Source organism: Cellvibrio sp. PSBB023, from assembly GCF_002007605.1.
Classification (GTDB): Bacteria; Pseudomonadota; Gammaproteobacteria; order Pseudomonadales; family Cellvibrionaceae; genus Cellvibrio.
Window position 1 is genome coordinate 790,107 of the sequence record NZ_CP019799.1, and the last position, 23,034, is coordinate 813,140.

The 23,034-nt window shown below is 47.6% G+C and carries 22 protein-coding genes; 14 read left to right on the plus strand and 8 right to left on the minus strand.

Going from position 1 to position 23,034, the window contains the following annotated elements; all coding sequences use genetic code 11:
* Window positions 1–134 precede the first annotated feature (134 nt).
* Together B0D95_RS03545 and galK are read left to right on the plus strand one after the other, a co-directional pair.
* Complete coding sequence (locus B0D95_RS03545) at window positions 135–1,178, plus strand: UDP-glucose--hexose-1-phosphate uridylyltransferase (RefSeq protein WP_078042610.1); 1,044 nt, start codon at window positions 135–137, stop codon at window positions 1,176–1,178.
* 6 nt (window positions 1,179–1,184) lie between these two features.
* A complete protein-coding gene (gene galK, locus B0D95_RS03550; protein WP_246841714.1) occupies window positions 1,185–2,333 on the plus strand; it encodes a galactokinase in 1,149 nt (382 codons plus the stop codon).
* 67 nt (window positions 2,334–2,400) lie between these two features.
* Here the strand turns inward: galK and B0D95_RS03555 are convergent, their stop codons facing one another.
* Window positions 2,401–2,616, minus strand: coding sequence for a hypothetical protein (locus tag B0D95_RS03555; RefSeq protein WP_078042612.1), 216 nt, complete (start codon window positions 2,614–2,616; stop codon window positions 2,401–2,403).
* 130 nt (window positions 2,617–2,746) lie between these two features.
* Here B0D95_RS03555 and B0D95_RS03560 point away from each other — a divergent pair, with 130 nt between their 5' ends.
* The 3 genes from B0D95_RS03560 to B0D95_RS03570 all read left to right on the plus strand — a co-directional run bounded on the left by B0D95_RS03560 (window position 2,747) and on the right by B0D95_RS03570 (window position 4,627).
* Window positions 2,747–3,070 (plus strand): BolA family transcriptional regulator, encoded by a 324-nt coding sequence (locus B0D95_RS03560; RefSeq protein WP_078042613.1) that lies wholly within the window; start codon window positions 2,747–2,749, stop codon window positions 3,068–3,070.
* A gap of 106 nt (window positions 3,071–3,176) precedes the next feature.
* Window positions 3,177–4,187 carry a rhodanese-related sulfurtransferase gene (locus B0D95_RS03565; protein WP_078042614.1) on the plus strand — a complete coding sequence of 337 codons (1,011 nt, stop codon included), beginning with the start codon at window positions 3,177–3,179 and terminating at the stop codon, window positions 4,185–4,187.
* 101 nt (window positions 4,188–4,288) lie between these two features.
* The gene (locus B0D95_RS03570) at window positions 4,289–4,627 is read left to right on the plus strand and encodes a hypothetical protein (RefSeq protein WP_078042615.1); all 339 of its coding nucleotides are present in this window, start codon (window positions 4,289–4,291) and stop codon (window positions 4,625–4,627) included.
* An 87-nt stretch (window positions 4,628–4,714) separates the two neighbouring features.
* Here the strand turns inward: B0D95_RS03570 and B0D95_RS03575 are convergent, their stop codons facing one another.
* The 4 genes from B0D95_RS03575 to fnr all read right to left on the minus strand — a co-directional run bounded on the left by B0D95_RS03575 (window position 4,715) and on the right by fnr (window position 7,282).
* On the minus strand, window positions 4,715–5,233 hold the full coding sequence (locus B0D95_RS03575; RefSeq protein WP_078042616.1) for a hypothetical protein: 519 nt from the start codon (window positions 5,231–5,233) through the stop codon (window positions 4,715–4,717).
* Window positions 5,234–5,491: 258 nt separating this feature from the next.
* Complete coding sequence (locus B0D95_RS03580; RefSeq protein ID WP_078042617.1) at window positions 5,492–5,869, minus strand: SirB2 family protein; 378 nt, start codon at window positions 5,867–5,869, stop codon at window positions 5,492–5,494.
* Between the two features lie 39 nt (window positions 5,870–5,908).
* Window positions 5,909–6,505, minus strand: coding sequence for a DUF4202 domain-containing protein (locus tag B0D95_RS03585; protein ID WP_078042618.1), 597 nt, complete (start codon window positions 6,503–6,505; stop codon window positions 5,909–5,911).
* An 18-nt stretch (window positions 6,506–6,523) separates the two neighbouring features.
* Window positions 6,524–7,282, minus strand: coding sequence for a fumarate/nitrate reduction transcriptional regulator Fnr (fnr, locus tag B0D95_RS03590; protein WP_078042619.1), 759 nt, complete (start codon window positions 7,280–7,282; stop codon window positions 6,524–6,526).
* A gap of 392 nt (window positions 7,283–7,674) precedes the next feature.
* Here fnr and B0D95_RS03595 point away from each other — a divergent pair, with 392 nt between their 5' ends.
* Window positions 7,675–7,881, plus strand: a complete 207-nt coding sequence (locus B0D95_RS03595) for a cold-shock protein (protein ID WP_078042620.1) — start codon at window positions 7,675–7,677, stop codon at window positions 7,879–7,881.
* 83 nt (window positions 7,882–7,964) lie between these two features.
* On the opposite strand, the gene glk is transcribed toward B0D95_RS03595, so the two are convergent.
* A complete protein-coding gene (glk, locus tag B0D95_RS03600) occupies window positions 7,965–8,963 on the minus strand; it encodes a glucokinase (RefSeq protein WP_078042621.1) in 999 nt (332 codons plus the stop codon).
* 331 nt (window positions 8,964–9,294) lie between these two features.
* On the opposite strand from glk, the gene B0D95_RS03605 reads away from it, so the two are divergent.
* A complete protein-coding gene (locus B0D95_RS03605; protein WP_078042622.1) occupies window positions 9,295–11,754 on the plus strand; it encodes an exo 1,3/1,4-beta-D-glucan glucohydrolase in 2,460 nt (819 codons plus the stop codon).
* On the opposite strand, the gene B0D95_RS03610 is transcribed toward B0D95_RS03605, so the two are convergent.
* Window positions 11,751–12,020 (minus strand): hypothetical protein, encoded by a 270-nt coding sequence (locus B0D95_RS03610; protein WP_078042623.1) that lies wholly within the window; start codon window positions 12,018–12,020, stop codon window positions 11,751–11,753. The two genes, B0D95_RS03605 and B0D95_RS03610, sit on opposite strands and share 4 nt — an antisense overlap.
* A gap of 49 nt (window positions 12,021–12,069) precedes the next feature.
* On the opposite strand from B0D95_RS03610, the gene B0D95_RS03615 reads away from it, so the two are divergent.
* A complete protein-coding gene (locus B0D95_RS03615) occupies window positions 12,070–13,428 on the plus strand; it encodes an alginate export family protein (protein ID WP_246841715.1) in 1,359 nt (452 codons plus the stop codon).
* 107 nt (window positions 13,429–13,535) lie between these two features.
* On the opposite strand, the gene B0D95_RS03620 is transcribed toward B0D95_RS03615, so the two are convergent.
* On the minus strand, window positions 13,536–14,816 hold the full coding sequence (locus B0D95_RS03620) for a citrate synthase (protein WP_078042624.1): 1,281 nt from the start codon (window positions 14,814–14,816) through the stop codon (window positions 13,536–13,538).
* A gap of 615 nt (window positions 14,817–15,431) precedes the next feature.
* Here B0D95_RS03620 and sdhC point away from each other — a divergent pair.
* The 6 genes from sdhC to odhB all read left to right on the plus strand — a co-directional run bounded on the left by sdhC (window position 15,432) and on the right by odhB (window position 22,961).
* A complete protein-coding gene (sdhC, locus tag B0D95_RS03625; RefSeq protein ID WP_078042625.1) occupies window positions 15,432–15,806 on the plus strand; it encodes a succinate dehydrogenase, cytochrome b556 subunit in 375 nt (124 codons plus the stop codon).
* Window positions 15,800–16,171 (plus strand): succinate dehydrogenase, hydrophobic membrane anchor protein, encoded by a 372-nt coding sequence (gene sdhD, locus B0D95_RS03630; RefSeq protein WP_078042626.1) that lies wholly within the window; start codon window positions 15,800–15,802, stop codon window positions 16,169–16,171. Before sdhC ends, sdhD begins: the two co-directional genes overlap by 7 nt.
* Window positions 16,171–17,943 (plus strand): succinate dehydrogenase flavoprotein subunit, encoded by a 1,773-nt coding sequence (gene sdhA, locus B0D95_RS03635; RefSeq protein WP_078042627.1) that lies wholly within the window; start codon window positions 16,171–16,173, stop codon window positions 17,941–17,943. Before sdhD ends, sdhA begins: the two co-directional genes overlap by 1 nt.
* Before the next feature lie 15 nt (window positions 17,944–17,958).
* Window positions 17,959–18,663 carry a succinate dehydrogenase iron-sulfur subunit gene (locus tag B0D95_RS03640; protein WP_078042628.1) on the plus strand — a complete coding sequence of 235 codons (705 nt, stop codon included), beginning with the start codon at window positions 17,959–17,961 and terminating at the stop codon, window positions 18,661–18,663.
* Between the two features lie 203 nt (window positions 18,664–18,866).
* On the plus strand, window positions 18,867–21,698 hold the full coding sequence (locus B0D95_RS03645) for a 2-oxoglutarate dehydrogenase E1 component (RefSeq protein WP_078042629.1): 2,832 nt from the start codon (window positions 18,867–18,869) through the stop codon (window positions 21,696–21,698).
* Window positions 21,699–21,758: 60 nt separating this feature from the next.
* Window positions 21,759–22,961 carry a 2-oxoglutarate dehydrogenase complex dihydrolipoyllysine-residue succinyltransferase gene (gene odhB / locus B0D95_RS03650; RefSeq protein WP_078042630.1) on the plus strand — a complete coding sequence of 401 codons (1,203 nt, stop codon included), beginning with the start codon at window positions 21,759–21,761 and terminating at the stop codon, window positions 22,959–22,961.
* Window positions 22,962–23,034 lie beyond the last annotated feature (73 nt).

A 23,034-nucleotide genomic window follows, 5' to 3' on the forward strand; every position in this document is an offset into this window, starting at 1 on the left:
TTGCCGGGGTTTTGTTTTTTTAGCGCAGATTCAGCACGCAAAAAAATACAATTACGGATTGTGATCTCTCTTTTATTGGGGTAAATTAGCGACATCATTTAATTATCATATTTATATGCCCAAGTAGGTAGTTTATGGCAGACAGTTTTTCGGTCAATGAACATCCGCATCGCCGCTTTAATCCACTGACTGGCGAGTGGTTGTTAATCTCTCCACATCGCACCAAGCGCCCTTGGCAGGGGCAACAAGAGTCTAATCAGTGGCCAGAAAGTGCCGCACACGATCCTGGTTGTTATCTCTGCGCCGGAAATGTACGGGCGGGCGGTGAAGCTAATCCGGCTTATCAAACCACCTTTGTATTTACAAACGACTTTGCAGCGCTAATGCCGGATGTTCCCGCGGCGCCTGTGAGTGATGATCCGCTGTTTCAAATTCAGTCGGAAGTCGGCACCAGCCGGGTGATATGTTTTTCACCTGACCACAGTAAAACTTTGCCTTTATTAACGGATGAAGAAATCCGCGCTGTGATCAGTACTTGGATGAGAGAAGCCGCTGACCTTGGACAGCAATTTCCCAGCGTACAGATTTTTGAAAATAAAGGCGCCGTCATGGGATGCTCCAATCCGCACCCGCACGGCCAAATTTGGGCGCAATCGCAATTGCCCACCTTGGTGAGCAAAGAGGACCAACAGCAGCGCGACTATCACCAACAATATCAACAGTCACTGCTGCTTGAATATGCCCGCAAAGAGTCTGCCGCAGGTGAGCGGGTGGTGGTGGAAAATGATGATTGGCTGGTAGTCGTGCCATTTTGGGCCGCATGGCCTTACGAAACATTATTGCTCCCCAAACGCGCCTGCGCACGTATCACAGAGCTAAGTGATGCTGAGCAAATTAGCTTGGGCAATATATTGCGTGATATTACCGCTCGCTACGACAACTTGTTTGAATGCTCATTTCCCTATTCGATGGGATGGCACGGCGCGCCGTTTACGGCAGATGACGCGAGCCACTGGCAATTGCATGCACACTTTTTTCCGCCACTGCTACGCAGCGCTACGGTGCGTAAATTTATGGTGGGTTATGAAATGTTGGCGGAAGCACAACGTGATTTGTCTCCCGAGCAGGCGGCAGAGCGTTTGCGCCAACAATCTCCTGTTCATTTTAGATTGAGGTAAGCGGGCGTGACGACTCTCTCTTCTGCTCGTGTGAGCGAATTATTTGCAGCATCTTTTGGTTTTGCGCCAGTGACAACCGTGAAAGCGCCTGGCCGTGTCAATCTTATTGGTGAACACACTGATTACAACGGTGGTTTTGTATTACCCGCCGCAATTAATTACTACACCTACATCGCCTTGGCACCCCGTGATGATCGTCAATTGCATCTGGTGGCTTACAATTTTGACAATGAATCAATCCGTATTGACCTTGATGCGGAGCAGTGGCACAACCCTGATGAATCATGGCCCAATTATGTGCGCGGTGTGGTGCAGGAGTTGCGCAAAAAAGGTTTCGTGCTTGCAGGCGGTGATTTGTATATCGCAGGCAATGTTCCGGCGGGTGCCGGGCTGAGCAGTTCTGCTTCTCTTGAAGTTGCATTGATTCGCGCGTTGTTATCGCTCAGCGGTGAAACCATTGACCCAACCCAAGCGGCATTGATTGGCCAGGCGGCGGAAAATAATTTTGTTGGCTGTAACTGCGGCATCATGGATCAATTAATTTCTGCGCGTGGGCAGGAGAATGCAGCACTCTTAATCGATTGTCAGGATCTATCGGTTCGCCCGGTCTCTATGCCGGCTGACTGGGAAATTCTGATTGTTCACAGCGGCGTTAAGCGCGGCTTGGTGGACAGTGAATACAACCATCGTCGCCAACAATGTGAAACAGCGGCTGGCTTTTTTGGCCAGCGTTCACTGCGCGCGGTTGAGCTTTCGCAATTGCTGGCGGCAGAGCATCAACTGGATGAATTAAGTTTTCGTCGTGCACGTCATGTGTTAACCGAAAACCAGCGAACCCTGATTGCCGCCGAGGCCTTGGCCGCCGGTGATTTACCTGGCTTGATCAAGGTGATGGTTGAGTCGCATGAATCAATGCGTGATGACTTTAATATCACAACCCCTGCCATCGATACACTGGTAAAGATTTTGGTGGATGCGGGCGCAGGTCAGGCAGGAGCGCGTATGACGGGCGGAGGGTTTGGCGGTTGTGTGGTGGCTGTCGCGCCCACAGTGGTTATTCCACAACTCATGGCAGCGGTCGATGCCGACTATCAGGCCAGAACAGGTTGCGTGCCCACGTTAATCCGTGCAAAAGCCAGTGCGGGTGCGTTTTAAATCTCGCTAGATTTTCTCTTGAATGTCGTTGTTTGCCCCGCCTTGTGTGGGGCTTTTTTATGGTTGCTTAATGGGATTTACCCGGATCTTTAGGGGAGCTATTGGCTGCGTTACTCAGAAACGCCGCCAAGTCTTCCTCCAGTGTGCGGTCTGAGGCGCGTCGCTCTTTGGATTTGCGGCGCTTGCGATGGTAAAGATCAAGGGGCATGTATTTGCAGGGGTCGCGATCAAGGCGGCGGTCCGTGCCTTTGCGACGGTCGATAAAAAAGCGGTAACCACTCATGATTTACCCCATTTCGCCCGGTTGATAGTGGGTGTTTTTGAAGAAATTGGCGACTAGTTGTTCCAAGTCAACACAGTGTAGGTCTTTGCCGTTAGAATGCGCGTAAAATTTTGTAGCCTGTGGTGAAACTATGAAGCCAGTTGAAAACCGTATCCTGTCCATACTGACGGCAGAGTTCCAGCCAGTACATCTGGAAGTGATTAACGAGAGTCATATGCACTCAGTCCCGCCCGGATCAGAAACGCACTTCAAAGTCGTATTAGCGGCCCCCGCATTTGCAGGTAAGCGTCAGGTTCAGCGCCATCAAGCTATTTATGCCTGCCTCGCTAATGAGTTGCAAAATGGTGTGCACGCCTTGGCATTGCACACCTTTAGTCCGGAAGAGTGGTTGGCTAATGCAGCGGTACCGGCGTCGCCCCAGTGTCTTGGCGGAAGTAAGCACGACCATCAATAAAGACTGGCTGTACAAAAAACAAGCGCCTATAATGCGCCGCCCGATACATGGCTATCCGGTTTTCTGCACAACCCTACGTTTAACCCTACATCCTTAAGTACTATCTATGAGTCAGATTGTTGTTGCCGCACTTTATAAGTTTGTAAAACTGCCCGACTATGAAACCCTGGTTCCACGTTTGAAGACCCTGTGCGATGAACTGGGCATCAAAGGAACCCTATTGTTGGCGGAAGAAGGCATTAATGGCACTGTGTCGGGCAGTCGCGATGGCATAGATGCGTTGCGCGCTTTTCTGGATGCTGATGGCCGTTTTGATAATCTCAGTTACAAAGAATCCTTCTACGAAGAGCAGCCCTTCTACCGTATGAAGGTCAAGCTTAAAAAAGAAATTGTCACCATGGGTGTGAATGGTATTGACCCACAAAAAATTGTCGGCACCTATGTTAAACCACAAGATTGGAATGCACTCATCAGCGATCCGGATGTAGTGGTCATTGATACACGTAATTCCTATGAGTATGAGATTGGCACCTTTGAGCGTGCGATAGATCCAAAAACCGAAACCTTCCGCGAATTCCCGGCTTATGTAGCCGAGAACCTAGACCCTGCCAAACACAAAAAAGTGGCTATGTTTTGCACCGGTGGCATCCGCTGCGAAAAATCAACCGCTTACATGAAAGAGCAGGGCTTTGAAGAGGTCTACCACCTCGAAGGTGGCATCCTTAAATATTTGGAGGAAGTTCCAGAAGAGGAAAGCCTGTGGCGTGGTGAGTGCTTTGTGTTTGATAACCGTGTGGCCGTCAACCACAAGCTGGAAAAAGGTGTTTACGACCAGTGCCATGGCTGTCGTTACCCCATCACCGAGGAAGACAAAAAGTCCGAACGCTATATGCTCGGTGTTTGCTGTCCGCGCTGTTATGACAAGCTGACCGTCGAACAAAAAACACGTTTTTCCGAGCGGCAAAAACAAATTGAGTTGGCCAAACAACGCAATCAGGCACACATTGGCGTATTGCCTCCGGAGCGTCAATTGCGCCGGGAGCAAAAGTTGGAGCTGCGTGAAGAGCAACGGCGCAAATCTATGGCCGCGGATAATGCCGCTGCTGTAAACGGCTAAGTTGCAGCTAGCTTGGCTAAATAGCCAATAGCTATTTTGTCACATAAATAGTTTATGATTTAATGCAGGCTTCGTTAATAAACATCACATCAGTGGTAGCTATGAATTTTGAGGATTGGGTAGCCGATGCGGCTGCCGGTACAGCAACACACGCAAGTGGATTCAGTATTCGCATTGAGGGAAACCCCAAGGATCCGAGTGATGTCTATCCCGGTAAGTTTCCGGAGGGCATCAGTTTTGTCGATCAGGCGCGCCTGCTGCGATCGGGTCTGGAGTTTTTGGCAAAGTCTGGCGGTAGTGCGCCTAAATCCTGGCAGAGTAGTCCGGTTCAGGATGCAAAATCCGAGGCGATTAAAGCACGTGAAGAGCTGGCAAAGCACTTTGCCGAGCGTCCAGATAAACCGGATCGCCCCGTACTGTCTTTGAAAAAGAAAACCTGATAGGTGTGTTTATTTCCACCCAGGCATAAAAAAACCGGCTCAGTCATGGCCGGTTTTTTTATGGGTATTCATCGGGTGAATTGGGGCTTAAAGCAGACCGCGACGTTGCAGTTCAAGATAGTGGTCATCCACATTTTTAAAAAGCTCATCAAATTTTTGCCCGGCAGCGGCTGTTACCAATTCCAGGCTTTCCACTTCAGCGCGTGGGCGCATCATGATTTTATGCAGTTCATCGGCGGTATTGGTGAGCGACGACATAATCTTTTCGGTGCTCTCTTTATCGCGGAATATCCTGCCTTGCTCGGTTAATTGCATGTAGTTATCGCACTCTTGCAGCCAATCTTTGCGCTGCATAATGAAGTTGCGAATATTTTTGGCGCCGCCCCGGTGTGCTGTAGGCAGTTGTTTCTCGCGGTAGGCTTGGAGGCTTTTGCGGCCTTGTAATAAGAAATCCAAACTGGTGGTTTTGCAGTATTTAAGGTTGAGGTAACTGGCAAATTTAACGTTATTTGCTGTTTCGGCCTTGGCGCGCTTACAAGCTTCATCACACGCAAGGCTGAATTGTGAAAAACAAAATAGGGTGATGCACAAGAGTATCTTTTTCATAGGTTTCGCCGATTATTAAAGTTATTGGAAAGCTAAACAACAGACGTGTGATATAAATCACTTTTTAAGAAAGGTCAAGTATTGTAAATAAAATCAGTGCTATTAATTACCTATAGATCTATCATGGTCCAAGTGGCTGGTTATTTAAATAACTGTATAAAAGGTAAAGAGTGGGGTAGGGGGCGTTAGTGAAGGGGGGAGCTTAGCAAAGGTTTTTGCCGCAACACTTAGGTGTTGCGGCAATTAGTTGCTGTCTAATTAGCCTAAAAACCCCATTGGGCTTTTGGTGATAGCAACGCTGACAATATAAGCAAATACCACTAAGGCATCTACCCAGAGGATTTTTTGCAGGAGCACGTTGCGAACCTTAAATGCGCCAACACCGAGAATGATAAATACAACCAAGCCGATGAGTTTGGCCATAAGCCAAGGATGCTCACCTGGTTTCATCCCCAAACTGACGGCTAATAGGATGCCGCTCACCAGCATGATGGTATTGATAATATGTGGGGCAATTTTCAGCAGTTTTTTGTTCAGTAGTGGTGAATTAATAAATAACAAAACACCACGTACAAAAAATATCAGCAGGGCGAGGGCGACAAACGTTAAGTGCAAGTGTTTAAGGGCTATATACACGGTGTTTTCCTTTTTAATGATGGATGAATCATTGTTGTATTAATTATCAGGGCTCAGCGCTTTGCTGACCAACGTTAGCATCTTGTCATTCAGCGGCAGTGTTAATGCTGCAGTATGACCAGTGGGTGACATTTTATTCCAGGTCTTGCGAATAATATCGATGAGCTTGGCTTCCTCGTGTTTACCGGCAAAATCCTCCAGATAAAACTCGATGAATACCAGGCAAATAACATCCTCAAGGGTTTGAACTTCTTCATCGCGCTTGAGGCTGCGTTTTAGCAGTAGGTCTTTTACCCGTGCAATAACCGCATCTTCATACCCTTGGCTGGCCATAATCTCACCGGCAATATCCCCATGCATTTGTGCCAAATCCAGTCGCCACTTTTTGTAGCCGGTACGATCCATGGGGTAATCGGAGCGAGGGATTTTCCAGCGGCAGATATGTTGGCTGCGTGCCGCCAGTTGTAGGGGGTCAGATGCGTGAGGACAAAACTGCGCCAGTCGTGCGCTCATGCGTTGGCCATAAATCCATTCTTTGGCAACAACCTTGCCATCCACTATTTCAGTATTAGGGTCTTGCAGGTTGGCCGTATCAAAAGCGGCGAGGGTGGCGTCCAGACGTTGGGCGTTAATCATTGTGGATACTCGTGGTGGTTAACAGTGACTGTCGCCGTTGGCGATGTTGCGCAGCTGTTCCATATTGGTAATCAGTACTTCTTTTTTATCAACAGAAATGACCTGTTGTTTTTGTAAGCGAGTAAAAATCCGGCTGACGGTTTCAATGGTCAAACCGAGGTAATTGCCAATATCTGTGCGCGACATGGGTAAGCGGAATGCATTGGCCGATAACTGGCGGCGGCTATTGCGGCTAGATATGCTTAACAGCAGGGCTGCAATGCGCTCCTCGGCACTACTTTTACTGAGCAAGGTAATAATTTGTTGGTCCTGAGTGATTTCGCGGCTCATTAACTGGAAAAAGTGACGCTGCAAATTGGGAATTTGCAAACTCAATTCTTCCATGCGATTAAACGGAATCTCGCATACAGACGCCGTTTCCAGTGCAATGACCGAGTTGGTATAACGGTTATCTGCAATACCGTCCATACCGACAACTTCACCGGGTAAATAAAATCCGGTGACTTGCTCTTCGCCGTTATCACTCAGTGTCAGTGCTTTTACGGCACCCGAGCGAATGGCATAAACGGAGTGGAAGTGATCATTGGCGCGGTAGAGATAATCGCCTTTTTGCAGGGGTTTGCCGCGCTGGATGATGCTGTTCAAGCGATCAATATCTTCAATGTGCAAGCTGATCGGCAAGCAGATAGTGTTTAAACGGCAATTTCCGCAACTAACGCGCTTATCGTGAGGGCAGCTGGAATCCTGGGTTTTTACAATGTGTTGATTAGCTGTCATAAGTCCACCACCTCAAATAAGTGACCATGGCCGCGAAACCTGCGGCAATAGTGTAATAAGCGATTGTTGCAGCTTTAATGGAGGCGGTAAATAGTTGATTTGGCTCAATTGTCCGCGGAATTTGCATTCGGCAGAGGGGAGCTTGCCCTGATGTATGGATATAACTAAAAAGCAGGTGGCTTTCTTAAAAAGCCCTCTTTACTTGGGGCTGACTGAATAATATATTGGTTCGGCTGGCCAGTTAGCAGCATTATTTATGGTAAGTCGCATCGTTGTTCTAGCAGTAAATCTATTAGCACCTCGTTCTGTTTTTCATAAGTAACATCTGAATCCGCCAGCGCAATCCCACTTGGGGTATTCATTTTTATTTTAAGAAAACATCGAGGTTTATTATGGCTAGAAGTACTGGCACCGTTAAGTGGTTCAACGAATCTAAAGGTTTTGGCTTTATTGCAAGCGAAGCTGGTCAGGACGTTTTTGTTCACTACAGTGCAATCAGCGGCTCAGGTTTCAAGACCTTGGCAGAAGGTCAGCGCGTAGAATTTGACGTAAAGCCCGGACAAAAAGGCCCACAGGCTGAAAATGTAGTTGGTCTTTGATCGTATCCTCGCGAACGCAAGAGCAATAAAAAAATCCGCCCGGGTAACCGAGGCGGATTTTTTTATTGTTTACAAATGCTTTGTTATTTCAATGATTCTGTATTGTTGATTAACCATGCAGCAGAACCTACTAGCGCTGCTTTGTCATTCACAATCAAACGAATCGATATGTCACTGACGTAGCCGGTCATTGGCCCCTTATTTTTGTAGCGCTCAAGAAAGTGTGATTCGGGTAATAGATCTACCAGCTTGGGAGTAATCCCTCCACCAATCACTACGCCACCTTTTGCGCCGAGGGAAAGCGCTTTGTCACCTGCGACTTCACCCAGTACGTCACAAAATGTCAACACTGCTTCGCGACAGAGTGGGTCTTGATTGGCAATGCCTTTGGTGCTCACATCGGCTGGTGTATAAGGCTGCGCTTCAACGCCTTCATTGTGCGCCAGGGCTCTGTAGAGTGTTACCAAGCCGCCGCCGGAAAGAATATTCTCCACAGAGACATGGTTCTGCTCTTTCAACAGAAAGGCTTTGATATCCAGCTCTTTTTCATTGGTTGGCGCGAAGCTGGCGTGGCCTCCTTCGGTGGGGATGATTCGCCAGTTGTTTTGGCTAGGCACTAGCGCGGCCATGCCAAAGCCCGTACCTGGCCCCATCACCACAATCGGTGCATCGGCACTGGATTTATGCGAGTCATATAATGTGATGAGTTCATCGTCTTCGAGAAAGGGAACTGCATAGGCAAGTGATGCAAAATCGTTGATCACATGCAGTGTTTTCATGCCCAGTTGATCGCGCAAGCCATCAATTGAAAACTTCCAATTAAGGTTGGTCATCGATGCTTGGCCATTTTCGATTGGACCGGCAATCGCGAGGCATGCATAGGCTGGAATTTCAATGCCAAACTCGCTACAGCAAGCTTTGATCATTGTTGCCATGTCTGGATAGTTGGCACATTTAAGTGTAATTTGGCGTTCTGCTGTGTAATTGACCTTGCCATTTGCGCGATTCTTGTCTGCATCAAACTCGACCAAACCGAAACGACCGTTAGTGCCTCCGATATCAGCAACCAGTAACAGGTTCATGAGACTCCTCAACTTCTTTTACATAAGAAGATTAGATTGTTATAGATGGTGTGTTAGGACCGTAGTAATTCTTGAGCGCGGGAGAATAACACTAAACGCAATTGGCGGAAATTCACTTTTGGGCGAGAGCCCCCAAATGCCTGCAATACGGCAGTAGGGAGAGTGTAATCGTGTTTAGTTAGGTTAATTTACATCATTTATAGATGATAAATGGTATTTATGTTGTCGCTTATTAGCTTTCTTTGTATTTTGTTGACAGCGCTGTCATTAATGGGTAGCGTTCTCGCTGATTACTCTTTATTACATATATGTCGTTCCGGAGGTTGCACAAGTGCAGTGGCCCAGTATCACTAGCAAGGTTAAAAAAGATCCTGTTCTCGAGGCAAAGATTGATCACATTCTTGGTGATATGAGCCTAGAAGAGAAAATAGGGCAAATGATTCAGCCGGAAATCAGGCATTTAACACCGCAGGATGTGAAGGATTTTCACATAGGTTCAGTATTGAATGGTGGTGGCTCAGTACCAAATGGAAATCGTTACTCAAAAGCAGCTGATTGGTTGGCAATCGCAGATGCCTATTATCAAGCGTCTATGGATGATAGCGATGGCTATCTAGCGATTCCGATTATGTGGGGAACGGACGCAGTACACGGTGTTGGCAATATTGTTGGTGCGACTTTGTTTCCCCATAACATTGCACTGGGGGCAGCGCGCAACCCGGAATTGATTAAGCAAATCGGCAATATCACCGCAACAGAAATTGCGGTAACTGGCCTGGATTGGGATTTTTCGCCTACCGTAGCAGTCGCTCGTGATGATCGCTGGGGGCGCACTTATGAGTCCTATTCAGAGCATCCTGAGTTGGTGCGTGACTACGCTGGGATGATGGTGGAAGGGCTGCAAGGCGAGGCTGGTGATTCCGGCTTTCTGTCGAGCTACAAGGTCCTCTCTACTGCAAAACATTTTATTGCTGACGGCGGTACCCATAACGGAATTGATCGTGGTGATTGCCTTGCTGACGAAGAGACTTTGTATCGCATACATGCGGCAGGGTATTACAGTGCAATAGAGGCCGGTGTCCAGTCGGTGATGGCATCTTTTAATAGCTGGCACGGCGAACATATGCACGGCCATCAATATTTACTGACCCAAGTGTTAAAAGAGCAAATGGGTTTTGATGGTCTTGTAGTTGGCGATTGGAATGGCCATGGCTTTGTTGCTGGTGCGACAGTGCTCAATTGTCCGCAAGCGGTCAATGCGGGGCTGGATATCTTCATGGTGCCTGATCCTGATTGGAAGCAGTTGTATCGCAACACATTGGAGCAGGCAAAAACGGGGGTTATACCTCTGTCGCGTATTGATGATGCCGTAAAGCGTATCTTGCGCGTTAAGTTGCGAGCAAATCTGTGGCACAAAGGCCTGCCATCACAGCGTCCTTATGCTGGCAAAGATGAGTTATTGGGGGCGCCCGCGCATCGTGCTGTTGCACGTCAAGCTGTGCGAGAGTCATTGGTGTTGTTGAAGAACAAAAACAATATTCTGCCGCTTTCGCCTCGCTTGAATGTTCTGGTTGCCGGTGATGGTGCGGATGACATTAGTAAGCAAACGGGTGGTTGGTCGGTGAATTGGCAGGGGACTGGCAACACCATGGCGGACTTCCCGGGTGCAACTACCGTGTGGACGGGCATTAATGCTGCCGTTTCTGCTGCAGGTGGTAAGGCTGTACTGAGCCCAGATGGTTCCTATGAGCAAAAGCCTGATGTGGCCATTGTGGTGTTTGGTGAAGACCCCTATGCGGAAATGCAGGGTGATGTTCAGCATCAGCTATTAAAAGCAGGTGATACGCGCGATCTGGAATTGCTGAAGGCATTAAAGTCCCAAGGCATTCCGGTTGTATCCCTGTTCGTTACTGGTCGTCCCATGTGGATCAACAGAGAGCTCAATCAATCAGATGCCTTTATGGTTATTTGGCAGCCTGGCACTGAAGGTGCGGGTGTGGCAGATGTCGTATTTAGTGGCATTGACGGAAATATTAATCACCCTGTAACGGGGCAACTATCATTTTCCTGGCCCAAGCGACCTGATCAGGGGCCGCTTAACTGGGGGGGTGAGGATTATGATCCTTTGTTTGCATATGGTTTTGGTCTGCGTTATGACGAAGCTTCTGCGTTGGGTGATGACTTGCCTGAGGAAGGTGTTGCCATAGAAGCAAGTTCGCAGACGTTGGAGTTGTTCAATCGGCGGCCTTTGGGTGATTATCGTGTCATGCTCGAAGGTAAAAATAATGATCGAATCCTGTTGAATGGCAATATTGGTAGTGTCTCTACGCTTACCGTGAGTTGTGTTGATCGCGATGTGCAGGAAGATGCGCGCCGGGCGCAATGGAATGGTGCTGGCGAAGGACTGGTTGCCGTGTCCAGTCAAAACCGCCAGGTGTTAAGCGATTACTATGAAGCTGACTCTTCGCTACTTTTCGATATTCGAGTGGACTCTGCCCCTGCTAATCAGGCTTGGGTCAGAATTGGTTGTGGCCCTTCCTGTTATTCCCAAGTCGATATCACAAAAGAGTTGCGTGAAATTGCGGGAATGGGGTGGAAGACCTTGGCGGTTGATTTGAAGTGCTACCCCGATGCTGGCACCGACTTTGGTTTGAAGCGAACTCCAGAAGAGTTGTTTGCGCTTATTCTTGAACCCTTTGCGCTAGTGGCAAATGGTGTTTTGGATCTGACGTTTTCTCATGTTCGCATAGACAAAGGTGTGGCGCAGGGGGCTAGCGTTAGAATTCTTTAGCCATTTTTTGTTTGGAATAGCCGCACCATTATTGGTGCGGCTTTTTTTTGCCTAAAAATAATGGGGTCGATTTTATGGTGTGCGCTATTTTTGATCTTGCTTGCAAGTAGGGCGTGCATTTTTTTGTTGTTAATTGGTGCGCTACTATTTTTATTTTTGTTTGTCTGTGGTGCTTTTAATAATGACTTATCCCCATAAAGGGGCTTTTGGAAAAATTGTTTTTGTGGTGATGAGTTTTCTGTGGTTTTTATATCCCCTTGATTCATAGAGATTTATTTTTAGGTGTTTGGGTTTTTACGGTTATTGGCATAAGGCTTGCGCTACGCCAACCAGGTTGGTGTTCCTGTTTTCGTTGTAAATTTTGCTGGAAACTTTTTGGTGCAGGTTGCCGGCGAAATGCAATGTGATGCGAGTCTGCCAACAGCTGAAAATATCTATCACATCTTTGGGGAAGGCTTTATGAAAAAAACGATGTTTCATCTTGTGATGGCGACAGGCACTTTTATTTTTTGTGCGCCATATGCCTCTGCGAAAACATTCACAGAATCCTTGCAGCAAGGGAGTGTTGTGAAGGTGAGTTTTCGTACACGTTACGAAGATGTTAGTGAAGACGGATTAAAAGATTCTGATGCGCTGACTGCGCGCTCTCGGCTTTCTTATCAGTCTGGAGCCTGGAATGGCTTGGGGTTTTCCGCAGAGTTTGATGATGTTACGGAGTTGACGGGTGATGTTGATTATCGCACGGCACCTTCCGGTGATTTAAATAATCCTGGTACAGCAATAATCGCAGATCCAGAGGGAACTGAAGTTAATCAGGCATTCGTGTCATATACAACTACCAATAATCAGCTCAAATATGGGCGTCAGCGATTAATTTTAGATAATGCACGTTTTATCGGTAATGTCGGATGGAGGCAAAATGAACAGACCTATGATGGTGTCTCATGGGTGAATAAAACAACGGATGTCATTAACTTTACTTACGCTTACATCAATAATGTGAATCGTGTTTTCGGTGATAATAACCCCATCCAGGGTGATCATAAGCACAATAGCCATATATTTAATGTGAGTTACAGTGGATTTAATGCGGGCAAGTTAATTGCGTATACCTATTTGTTGGATGTAGAAAATCCTGCTATAGCCAAAAGTGCAAGTAGCGATACCTTTGGTGTGCGTTGGCAGGGGGCTGCAAGTCAAACGTTTTTGTATAACCTGGAATATGCGCAGCAAACAAAGGCAGGTGCAGCAGAGGAATTTGAGGCGGACTATTTCCTGGCGGAGGGAACTTTGAATCTATTGCCATTTGCATTTACGCTTGGCTATGAGCTGCTAGGGTCGGATAAAGGGCTGTATGGATTCTCAACGCCATTGGCGACTATGCATGCTTTTCAAGGTTGGGCTGATAAATTTCTTGCAACACCTGTTGTTGGGTTGGAGGACAAATATATAAATGTTGGTGTAACGGCAGCAGGCGCTCAAATACTGGTGAGTTATCACCAATTTGACTCAGACAAGGGGGCGTTGGATTACGGTAATGAAATTGATTTCAGTGTGAGCAGGAAATTTGGGCCGGTGGTATTGATGGCAAAATACGCAGATTTCTCGATGGGTGAAGTTGCAGCCTTCAAAGATACCAAAAAGTTCTGGCTAATGGCTGACTGGAGTTTTTAGTAAATATTCATCGTTTTAGAAATACAGGGGACCGTAAAAAACGATCCCAACAAAAAGGCCGCATACTGCGGCCTTTTTGTTGTAAACATGTTCAAACAAATAATGTGTTATTTGTTTGGGTAATCACGCTTTGGGCTACCAGTGTATTGCTGGCGTGGACGACCGATTTTGTAAGGGCCGCTCACCATTTCATTCCAGTGCGAGTACCAGCCAACTGCGCGACCCAAAGCAAAAATCACAGTAAACATTTCGGTTGGGATACCGATTGCTTTCATGATGATGCCTGAGTAGAAGTCGACATTGGGGTAGAGTTTTTTGGAAATGAAGTAGGGGTCTTCCAGTGCAATTTGCTCAAGGCGTTTTGCAATCGCTAGCAGTGGGTCGTTTTCCAAGCCGAGTTCGGCAAGGACTTCATCACATGTTTGCTTCATGACTTTGGCGCGTGGGTCAAAGTTCTTGTACACACGGTGACCAAAGCCCATCAGGCGGAAGCCAGAGGTCTTGTCTTTGGCGCGAGCAACACAGGCTTCAATGTTTTCAACTGTACCAATCTCTTCAAGCATTTTAAGTACAGCTTCATTGGCACCACCATGAGCAGGGCCCCAGAGTGTAGAGATGCCGGCGGCAATCGCTGCGAATGGATTGGTGCCTGAAGAGCCTGACAGGCGTACGGTTGATGTTGATGCGTTTTGTTCGTGATCAGCATGAAGTACAAAAATGCGATCCATTGCCTTGGCGATGGTTTTGCTAACGTTCGGTGCCTTGCCTGCAGTGCCAAAAGTCATGTTCAGGTAGTTTTCGGCATAGCTCAGGCTGTCATCAGGAGCAATGAACTCTTCGCCTTTACTGTGTTTGTATACCATGGCCGATAAGGTCGGCATTTGGCCAATCAGGCGGTAGGCGGTCAGTTTGCGGCTCGCCTCATCAGTAATGTCGATTTCGTCGTTATAAACAGCTGCCAAGGCCGCTACAGCGCTGCAAAGAATCGCCATTGGGTGGGATTCGCGTTTGAAGCTCTTGATAATATTGGCGACGGAGGGGTCTACGGCGGAGTGTTTTTTGATTTCAGCTGTGAATTCTTCTTTCTGGGCTGGGGTTGGCAATTCGCCATTCAGTAGAAGGTAGCAGGTTTCAAGGTAATCAGAGGAGACAGCGAGTTGTTCGATTGGGTAGCCGCGGTGGAGAAGTACACCTTCGTCACCATCAATAAATGTAATGCTGGATTCGCATGAGGCGGTGGACATGAAGCCCGGATCGAATGTGAAGAAGCCATTTTTGGTGATGCTGGTGACGTCAATAACGTCTGGTCCGATAGTGCTGGCGTAGATAGGTAACTCGATCGTCTTATCAATACCATCAATCGTGAGATGTGCTTTCTTGTCAGTCATTACTGACTCCTGTGCTTACTGATTTGGACTAAAGGCTTGAGAGAAGCATGTTTCGCTTTACTCAACGAATAAAAACCGTAGGTGGCTTTGCTTTCTACAAATAGCTCTGCTTTTGACAGCTTTATAGGCCGGCTACTTTTTATGGACTAGTCAGCTGCTTATATGAGCTGACGCTGCCGATTGCGAGCGGCATTATAGATGACTTAATTGTTAAGGCGAAAGTTTTTGGTGCGCTTCGGGGGCAAATTTACCTTCTTTTTTGAAAAACGCTGTTGGTGGCGATCCGGGTTTTTGGGCTTTGCGTAAATGCTGATGAAGTGATGTGGGGCGTCGCAGCATAATGATTATTTCTGTGCATTAAAAATGTGCACTTTTAAGGAAATAATTCAGGGAAATCAGCATCTTGTGTAAAAAGCACGTTAAATATTAATCGTACCTACTTTGGTTGCCTTTAAGGTTGGACGTGAGCGGCTTTTTGTTTGTGTTTCCAAGGGCCACTCTCTATAATGCTGCGCGACTTGCAGGGCGCACTGCACTTTTTTGTCTACTGCAGATATAAAAGTGTGGTGCTTACTCTTAAACCTGCCCGCGATGGGCATAAAGGTGATCTAGACCGTGAAAAAGAAAAGACCTGTCAACCTAGATATATCAACAATCAAGCTTCCCATTACTGCATACGTATCCATTCTTCATCGTGTCTCCGGCGTGTTCCTTTTTGCTGGTGTCGCTGTTCTGCTGTGGATGTTGGACTCAAGTCTTCGTTCTCAGGAGGGTTTTAATGCCGTAGCTGCACTTACTTCGCATCCTGTATTTAAAGCCGTGCTATGGGTAGTTCTTGCCGGGTTGGCTTACCACATGGTGTTAGGCGTACGCCATTTAATTATGGATTTCGGTGTGGGTGAGTCACTGAAAGGTGGGCAGACAGGTGCCAAGATTGCCTTGTTTGTCGCTATCGTTTTGATCGTATTGGCAGGGGTGTGGGTATGGTAACTTCAGTAACCAGTTTTGGGCGTAGCGGTCTTTACGATTGGCTAATTCAACGTGTTGGTGGTTCGATAATGGCTGCCTACACAGTATTTCTTACTGTATACCTTGTTACTACTCCTGAGCTCACTTATGAGCAATGGCAATCTCTTTACAGTCAGTTGTGGATGCGTGTGTTCACGCTGGCAACACTTCTTTCTTTTATATCTCATGCGTGGATCGGTTTGTGGGTTGTATTAACCGATTATTTAACCACTCGCCTGTTAGGCTCCAAGGCAACTTTTTTACGTATATTGGCCCAGATAGTCCTGGGTGCTGTTGCATTGACCTATCTCATATGGGGTATTCAAGTAATTTGGGGTGTTAACTAATGGCTAATATGCGCACGATTTCGTTTGACGGTATTGTAATTGGTGGTGGTGGTGCGGGCATGCGCGCTGCGCTGCAACTGGCTCAGTCGGGCTATAAAACTGCAGTAATCACCAAGGTTTTCCCCACTCGTTCACATACTGTATCTGCCCAAGGTGGCATTACCTGTGCAATTGCAAGTGCTGATCCTAATGATGATTGGCGCTGGCATATGTATGACACAGTGAAAGGCTCTGATTACATCGGTGATCAGGATGCTATTGAATATATGTGTTCTGTTGGTCCGGAAGCGGTGTTTGAGTTGGAGCACATGGGCTTACCATTTTCACGCACTGAAAATGGCCGTATCTATCAGCGTCCTTTTGGTGGTCAATCCAAAAACTTCGGCGAAGGTGGTCAGGCAGCGCGTACTTGCGCAGCAGCAGACCGCACTGGCCATGCCTTGCTGCATACCCTTTATCAGGGCAACCTGAAAAACAAGACTGTATTCCTGAATGAATGGTTTGCAGTTGATCTGGTAAAAAACCAGGATGGTGCAGTAGTTGGTGTTATCGCAATCAACATTGAAGATGGCGAAACCGTTTATGTAAAAGCCAAGGCAACTGTATTGGCGACTGGTGGAGCAGGGCGTATTTATGCTTCTACCACCAATGCACATATCAATACCGGTGATGGTGTTGGCATGGCGTTGCGTGCTGGCTTCCCGGTACAAGATATCGAAATGTGGCAGTTCCACCCGACGGGTATCGCAGGTGCTGGTGTACTGGTGACCGAAGGTTGTCGTGGTGAGGGTGGCTACCTGATCAATGCAGATGGAGAGCGTTTCATGGAGCGTTATGCTCCTAATGCCAAAGACCTTGCAGGTCGTGATGTTGTGGCGCGCTCCATGATTCAGGAGATCATTGCCGGTCGTGGTGTTGGTCCAAATAAAGATCACGTGTTACTGAAGCTTGATCACTTAGGTGAAGAGGTTCTGGAAAGCAAGTTACCTGGTATTTGTGAACTTTCACGCACATTTGCTCACGTTGATCCTGTTTACGCCCCAATTCCTGTGGTGCCAACCTGTCACTACATGATGGGTGGTATTCCTACCAATGTTAATGGTCAAGCTTTGACGCAAGATGCCAATGGTAATGACATCATTATCGATGGCTTGTTTGCCTGTGGTGAAGTGGCTTGTGTATCAGTGCACGGTGCTAACCGCTTGGGTGGTAACTCACTGCTTGACTTGGTTGTATTCGGGCGTGCAGCCGGTTTGTACATCGAGAAAGCCTTGCGTGAAGGTATTGAGCACCGCGATGCAAGTCAGGCCGATATCGACAAAGCGATGGCTCGTCTTAACAAAATTAATACTTCCACAACAGGTGAAAGTGCGTCTGTGTTGCGTAAGGAATTGCAAACCATCATGCAGAACTACTTCGGTGTGTTCCGCAAGGGTGAGTTTATGCAAAAGGGTATTGAGCAACTGGCTGAGCTGCGTAAGCGCATCGAAAATGTTTCAATCACCGATAAAAGCAGTGCATTCAATACCGCGCGTATCGAAGCTCTGGAATTGCAAAACCTGCTTGAAGTTGCTGAAGCGACCGCGATTGCAGCGGAAGAGCGCAAAGAGTCTCGCGGCGCCCATGCACGCGAAGACTTTGAAGATCGTGACGATACTAACTGGTTATGTCACTCCATGTATTTCCCCGCTGACAAGCGTGTTGGTAAGCGTGCGGTTAACTTTAAACCGCGCACTATGGACGCTTTCCAACCCAAAAAACGTACTTATTAATCGGGAGCTGAAATCATGTTGAAAGTACAAGTGTATCGCTACAACCCTGACGTTGATAATGCACCCTACATGAAGACCTATGAGATCGACACTCAAGGTAAGGATCTGATGGTGCTTGACGTTCTTGAGCTGTTAAAAGCACAGGATGAGTCACTTGCCTATCGCCGCTCTTGCCGCGAAGGCGTGTGTGGTTCTGATGGTATGAACATTAATGGTAAAAATGGCTTGGCTTGCATCAAGCCGATATCGGAATGTGTTAAAAACAATACGTTGATATTGCGCCCCTTGCCAGGTTTGCCTGTGATTCGTGATCTCGTGGTTGATATGACCCAGTTCTACGATCAATACAAAAAAATCGAGCCCTATCTGCAAAACGATACACCAGCGCCAGCCATCGAGCGTTTGCAATCACCGGAAGATCGCGCCAAGCTAGATGGTCTTTATGAGTGTATACTTTGCGCCTGTTGCTCAACCAGTTGTCCATCTTTCTGGTGGAATCCGGATAAGTTTATTGGTCCAGCCGGTTTGTTGCAGGCTTATCGCTTCCTTGCCGATAGCCGTGATTTGGCCACCCAAAAACGCTTGTCCAATTTGGATGACCCGTTCAGCGTCTTCCGTTGTCATGGTATCCAAAACTGTGTGGCGGTATGTCCAAAAGGGCTTAACCCGACAAGAGCGATTGGTCATATTCGCAACATGCTTTTACAGAGCGCTACCTAAAGGTAGCGCTTTTCTGCATTTAAACTGGTCAAAAAATTGTCGCGCTAACTGGATGATTTTTTGAATATGTAAGGCTGTTTGCTGCAGCTCAGCGTTGCGGCAACTTAAAAGCGGCGCTTTTAATCACAAGTTGAAAGCGTTTGGTAGCTAACCGCTAGTTGTTGATAGCAGGGGGGATACCCCCAATGATTAAGGTGAGTGGAATGCAAGACAGCATGATGGAGCAATTTTGGAGCACATCTCATATCTCCGGTGGGAACGCTGCTTATGTCGAAGAGCTCTACGACACGTATTTACATAACCCTAATGCCGTTCCTGAAGAATGGCGCAATTATTTTGATCAGTTGCCTCGTGTTAACGGTGTGCTGACTCAAGATACTCCCCACTCGGTCATTCGTGCCCAGTTTGAACAACTCGGCAAGTCTCGCGTTCGCACCGTTACGGTTGCTGGCGGTTCAGTTAGCGCAGAACATGAACAAAAACAAATAAAGGTTCTGCAACTGATTAGTTCTTATCGTTTTCGTGGTCACCAGAAAGCGCAACTCGATCCTCTTGGTTTGATGCAGCGTGACGCTGTACCTGATTTGGAGTTGGGCTTTCACGGTTTGACTAATGCTGATCTGGATACAGTGTTCAATACTGGCACTTTGTTTATCGGCAAAGAGCAGGCAACGCTGCGCGAAATTATTGAAGCGCTTGAAAAGACCTATTGTGGTCACATCGGCGCAGAAATCATGCACATTACTCCTCTGGCAGAGAAGCAATGGCTGCAACAGCGCCTTGAAAGTGTGCGCTCCAATCCTGAGTTCACCAAAGAACAGCGTCTGGCGTTACTTGAGCGCCTGACTGCCGCAGAAGGGCTCGAGCGTCATTTGGACAGTAAATACCCCGGTACCAAACGCTTTGGTCTTGAAGGTGGTGAAAGCTTTATCCCCCTTGTTGATGCCTTGGTTAAGCGCGCGGGTACCTATGGCGCAAAAGAAATTGTGCTAGGTATGGCGCACCGCGGTCGCCTAAATGCTTTGATTAATGTTTTTGGTAAAAGCCCGGCAGAATTATTTGCCGAATTTGATGGCAAGCGTTCGTTGAGTACTTCCGGTGACGTGAAGTATCACTCCGGTTTTTCTTCTAACGTAATGACTCCGGGTGGTGAGTTACATATGGCGATGGCATTTAACCCATCCCATTTGGAAATCGTATCACCGGTAGTAGAAGGCTCTGTGCGTGCTCGTCAGGATCGTCGCAAAGATAAAACCGGTTCCAAAGTCGTTCCGATTGTGGTTCATGGTGATGCGGCTTTTGCGGGCCAAGGCGTGGTTATGGAGACTTTCCAGATGTCTCAAACCCGCGCTTATGGCACCGGCGGAACACTTCATTTGGTGATTAATAACCAGGTAGGTTTTACTACCAACAAACGTGAAGATGCTCGTTCTACCGAGTATTGCACCGATGTTGCCAAGATGATTGAGGCTCCGATTTTTCACGTCAATGGTGATAATCCAGAAGCTGTATTGTTCATTGCCCAGTTGGCAATGGATTATCGCTATGAGTTCAAGAAAGATGTGGTAGTGGATCTGGTATGTTATCGCCGTCGAGGCCATAACGAGACCGATGAACCATCGGCGACCCAGCCCTTGATGTATCAGGTGATTCGCAGTCTAAAGACAACACGTACCCTTTATGCAGAAAAACTCGTTGCTGAAAACGTGTTAACCCAATCTGCCGCAGATGAAATGACGACAAATTACCGTGCGTCACTTGATCGCGGTGAGAATGTAGCAAGTGGTTTGGTTAGCGAGCCGGATCGTAGTCTTTTTGTTGATTGGTCACCCTATATTGGCCATGATTGGCTGACACCAGCCAATACCGGCTGTGAATTAAAGACTTTGCAAGCTGCCGCCAACAAGATGTGTGAAGTGCCCGACGGCGTGGTATTGCAAAAGCAGGTCGAAAAAATTTACGAAGATCGCCGCAAAATGGCAGCAGGTGCATTGCCTCTTAACTGGGGGATGGCTGAAACCTTGGCCTATGCAACTCTCGTTGAGCAAGGCTATCAGGTACGTATGACCGGGCAGGATGTAGGTCGCGGTACTTTTTCGCATCGCCATGCCGTGATTCATAGCCAAAAAGATGGTTCTGCCTATGTGCCATTAGCTAATATGGCGCCAGATCAGCCTTCTTTTGAATTGTTTGATTCTTACCTGTCTGAAGAAGCGGTGCTGGCATTCGAATACGGTTATGCAACTACAGCACCAACAGGGTTGGTGATATGGGAAGCGCAGTTTGGTGACTTTGCAAACGGCGCTCAGGTTGTGATTGACCAGTTTATTACCAGTGGTGAGCACAAGTGGGGCCGTTTGTGTGGCTTGACTATGTTGCTGCCTCACGGTTATGAAGGGCAGGGGCCAGAGCACTCATCTGCACGTCTTGAGCGTTTTATGCAGTTGTGTGCTGAGCACAATATTCAAGTGTGTGTGCCTACTACTCCAGCACAGGTATTCCACATGCTGCGCCGTCAGGCGATTCGCCCGATGCGTCGTCCGCTGGTGGTAATGAGTCCCAAGTCACTTCTGCGTCACAAGTTGGCAACTTCCACACTGGAAGAGCTGGCAAACGGTTCTTTCCAGAACGTTATTGGTGATAACTCTGTTGATCCGGCAAAGGTTGAGCGAGTGATCTTGTGCAGTGGTAAGGTTTATTACACCCTACTCGAAGAAAGAACGGCTCGTCAGCAAGAGAATGTTGCATTAATCCGTTTGGAGCAGTTGTATCCTTTCCCGGAAGAGGAATTGAAGGCGGCCTTGGCTCCATTTACCAAAATCAAAGATATCTTCTGGTGTCAGGAAGAGCCCATGAACCAAGGTGCGTGGTATAGCAGTCAGCACCATATGCGCCATGCCGTTCAAGAGCTCTATGGCCGCGATATGTATCTTGATTATGTGGGTCGTGAAGCATCGGCAGCTCCGGCAGGTGGTTACATGTCGGCGCATATTGAAGAAGAAAAACGTTTTGTGAATAAAGCGCTCACTGTGTGAGTGCTTTTTACTAACTGACTTGATCAAATAAATCCTAGCGCTACAGAGAGATGGAATAGCATGAGTATTGAAATCAAAGCCCCTACCTTCCCTGAATCCGTTGCCGATGGCACGGTAGCAACCTGGCACAAAAAACCAGGTGAAGCCGTTAAGCGCGATGAATTAATTGTTGATATTGAGACCGACAAGGTTGTATTGGAAGTTGTTGCTCCTGCTGATGGCAGCATTGCTGAAATCATTAAAGGCGAAGGCGAGACGGTGCTGAGCAATGAAGTGATTGCCAAGTTCGTAGAGGGTGCTGTCGCTGCCTCTGCACCTGCTGCTGCACCACAGGCTGAGGCTAAAGCAGCTGCTCCAGCCGCCGCTGCAGAAAAACTGGTTAATCCGGCCGCACGCAAGATGGCCGAAGAAAACAATGTGAACACTGCTGTTGTTGCTGGCAGCGGCAAAGATGGCCGTGTTACCAAAGAAGATGTGGCCAACCATTTGAAATCTGCTCCTGCCGCTAGCGCACCAGCCGCTGCGCCAGCACCGGTTGCCGCTATTGAAGCCGTTGGCGATCGCGTTGAGAAGCGCGTTCCTATGACTCGCTTGCGTAAGCGTATTGCTGAGCGTTTGCTGGAGGCATCCAGCACTACTGCTATGCTCACTACCTTCAATGAAGTGAACATGGCGCCAGTAATGGCACTGCGTGCAAAATACAAAGATCAATTTGAAAAGGCTCACAACGGCTCACGTTTGGGCTTTATGAGCTTCTTTGTAAAAGCAGCGGCGGAAGCACTGCGCCGTTTCCCGGTGGTAAATGCCTCTATCGATAATAACGATGTTGTATATCATGGTTATCAGGATATTGGTGTGGCGGTATCGACTGACAAGGGCTTGGTTGTTCCTGTGTTGCGCAATGCAGAAAATATGAGCTTGGCGACCATCGAAAACACTATTCGTGATTTCGGTTTGCGCGCGCGTGACGGCAAGCTTGGTATCGAAGAAATGTCAGGTGGCACTTTCACTATCACTAACGGTGGTGTGTTTGGTTCTCTGCTTTCAACTCCAATTTTGAACCTGCCACAATCAGCAATTCTGGGTATGCACAAGATTCAAGAGCGCCCCATGGCAGTTAATGGCAAAGTAGAAATTCTGCCAATGATGTACTTGGCCTTGTCCTACGACCACCGTTTGCTGGATGGTAAAGAAGCAGTACAGTTCCTTGTGACCATCAAGGATTTGCTGGAAGATCCTGCACGTATTTTGTTAGAAATCTAAACGGTTTTTCTGAAACGCTCTTGGCAACCTAAGAGCGTTTTTTTATGTGAAGGGCTATTGCTCACAAGGTTGT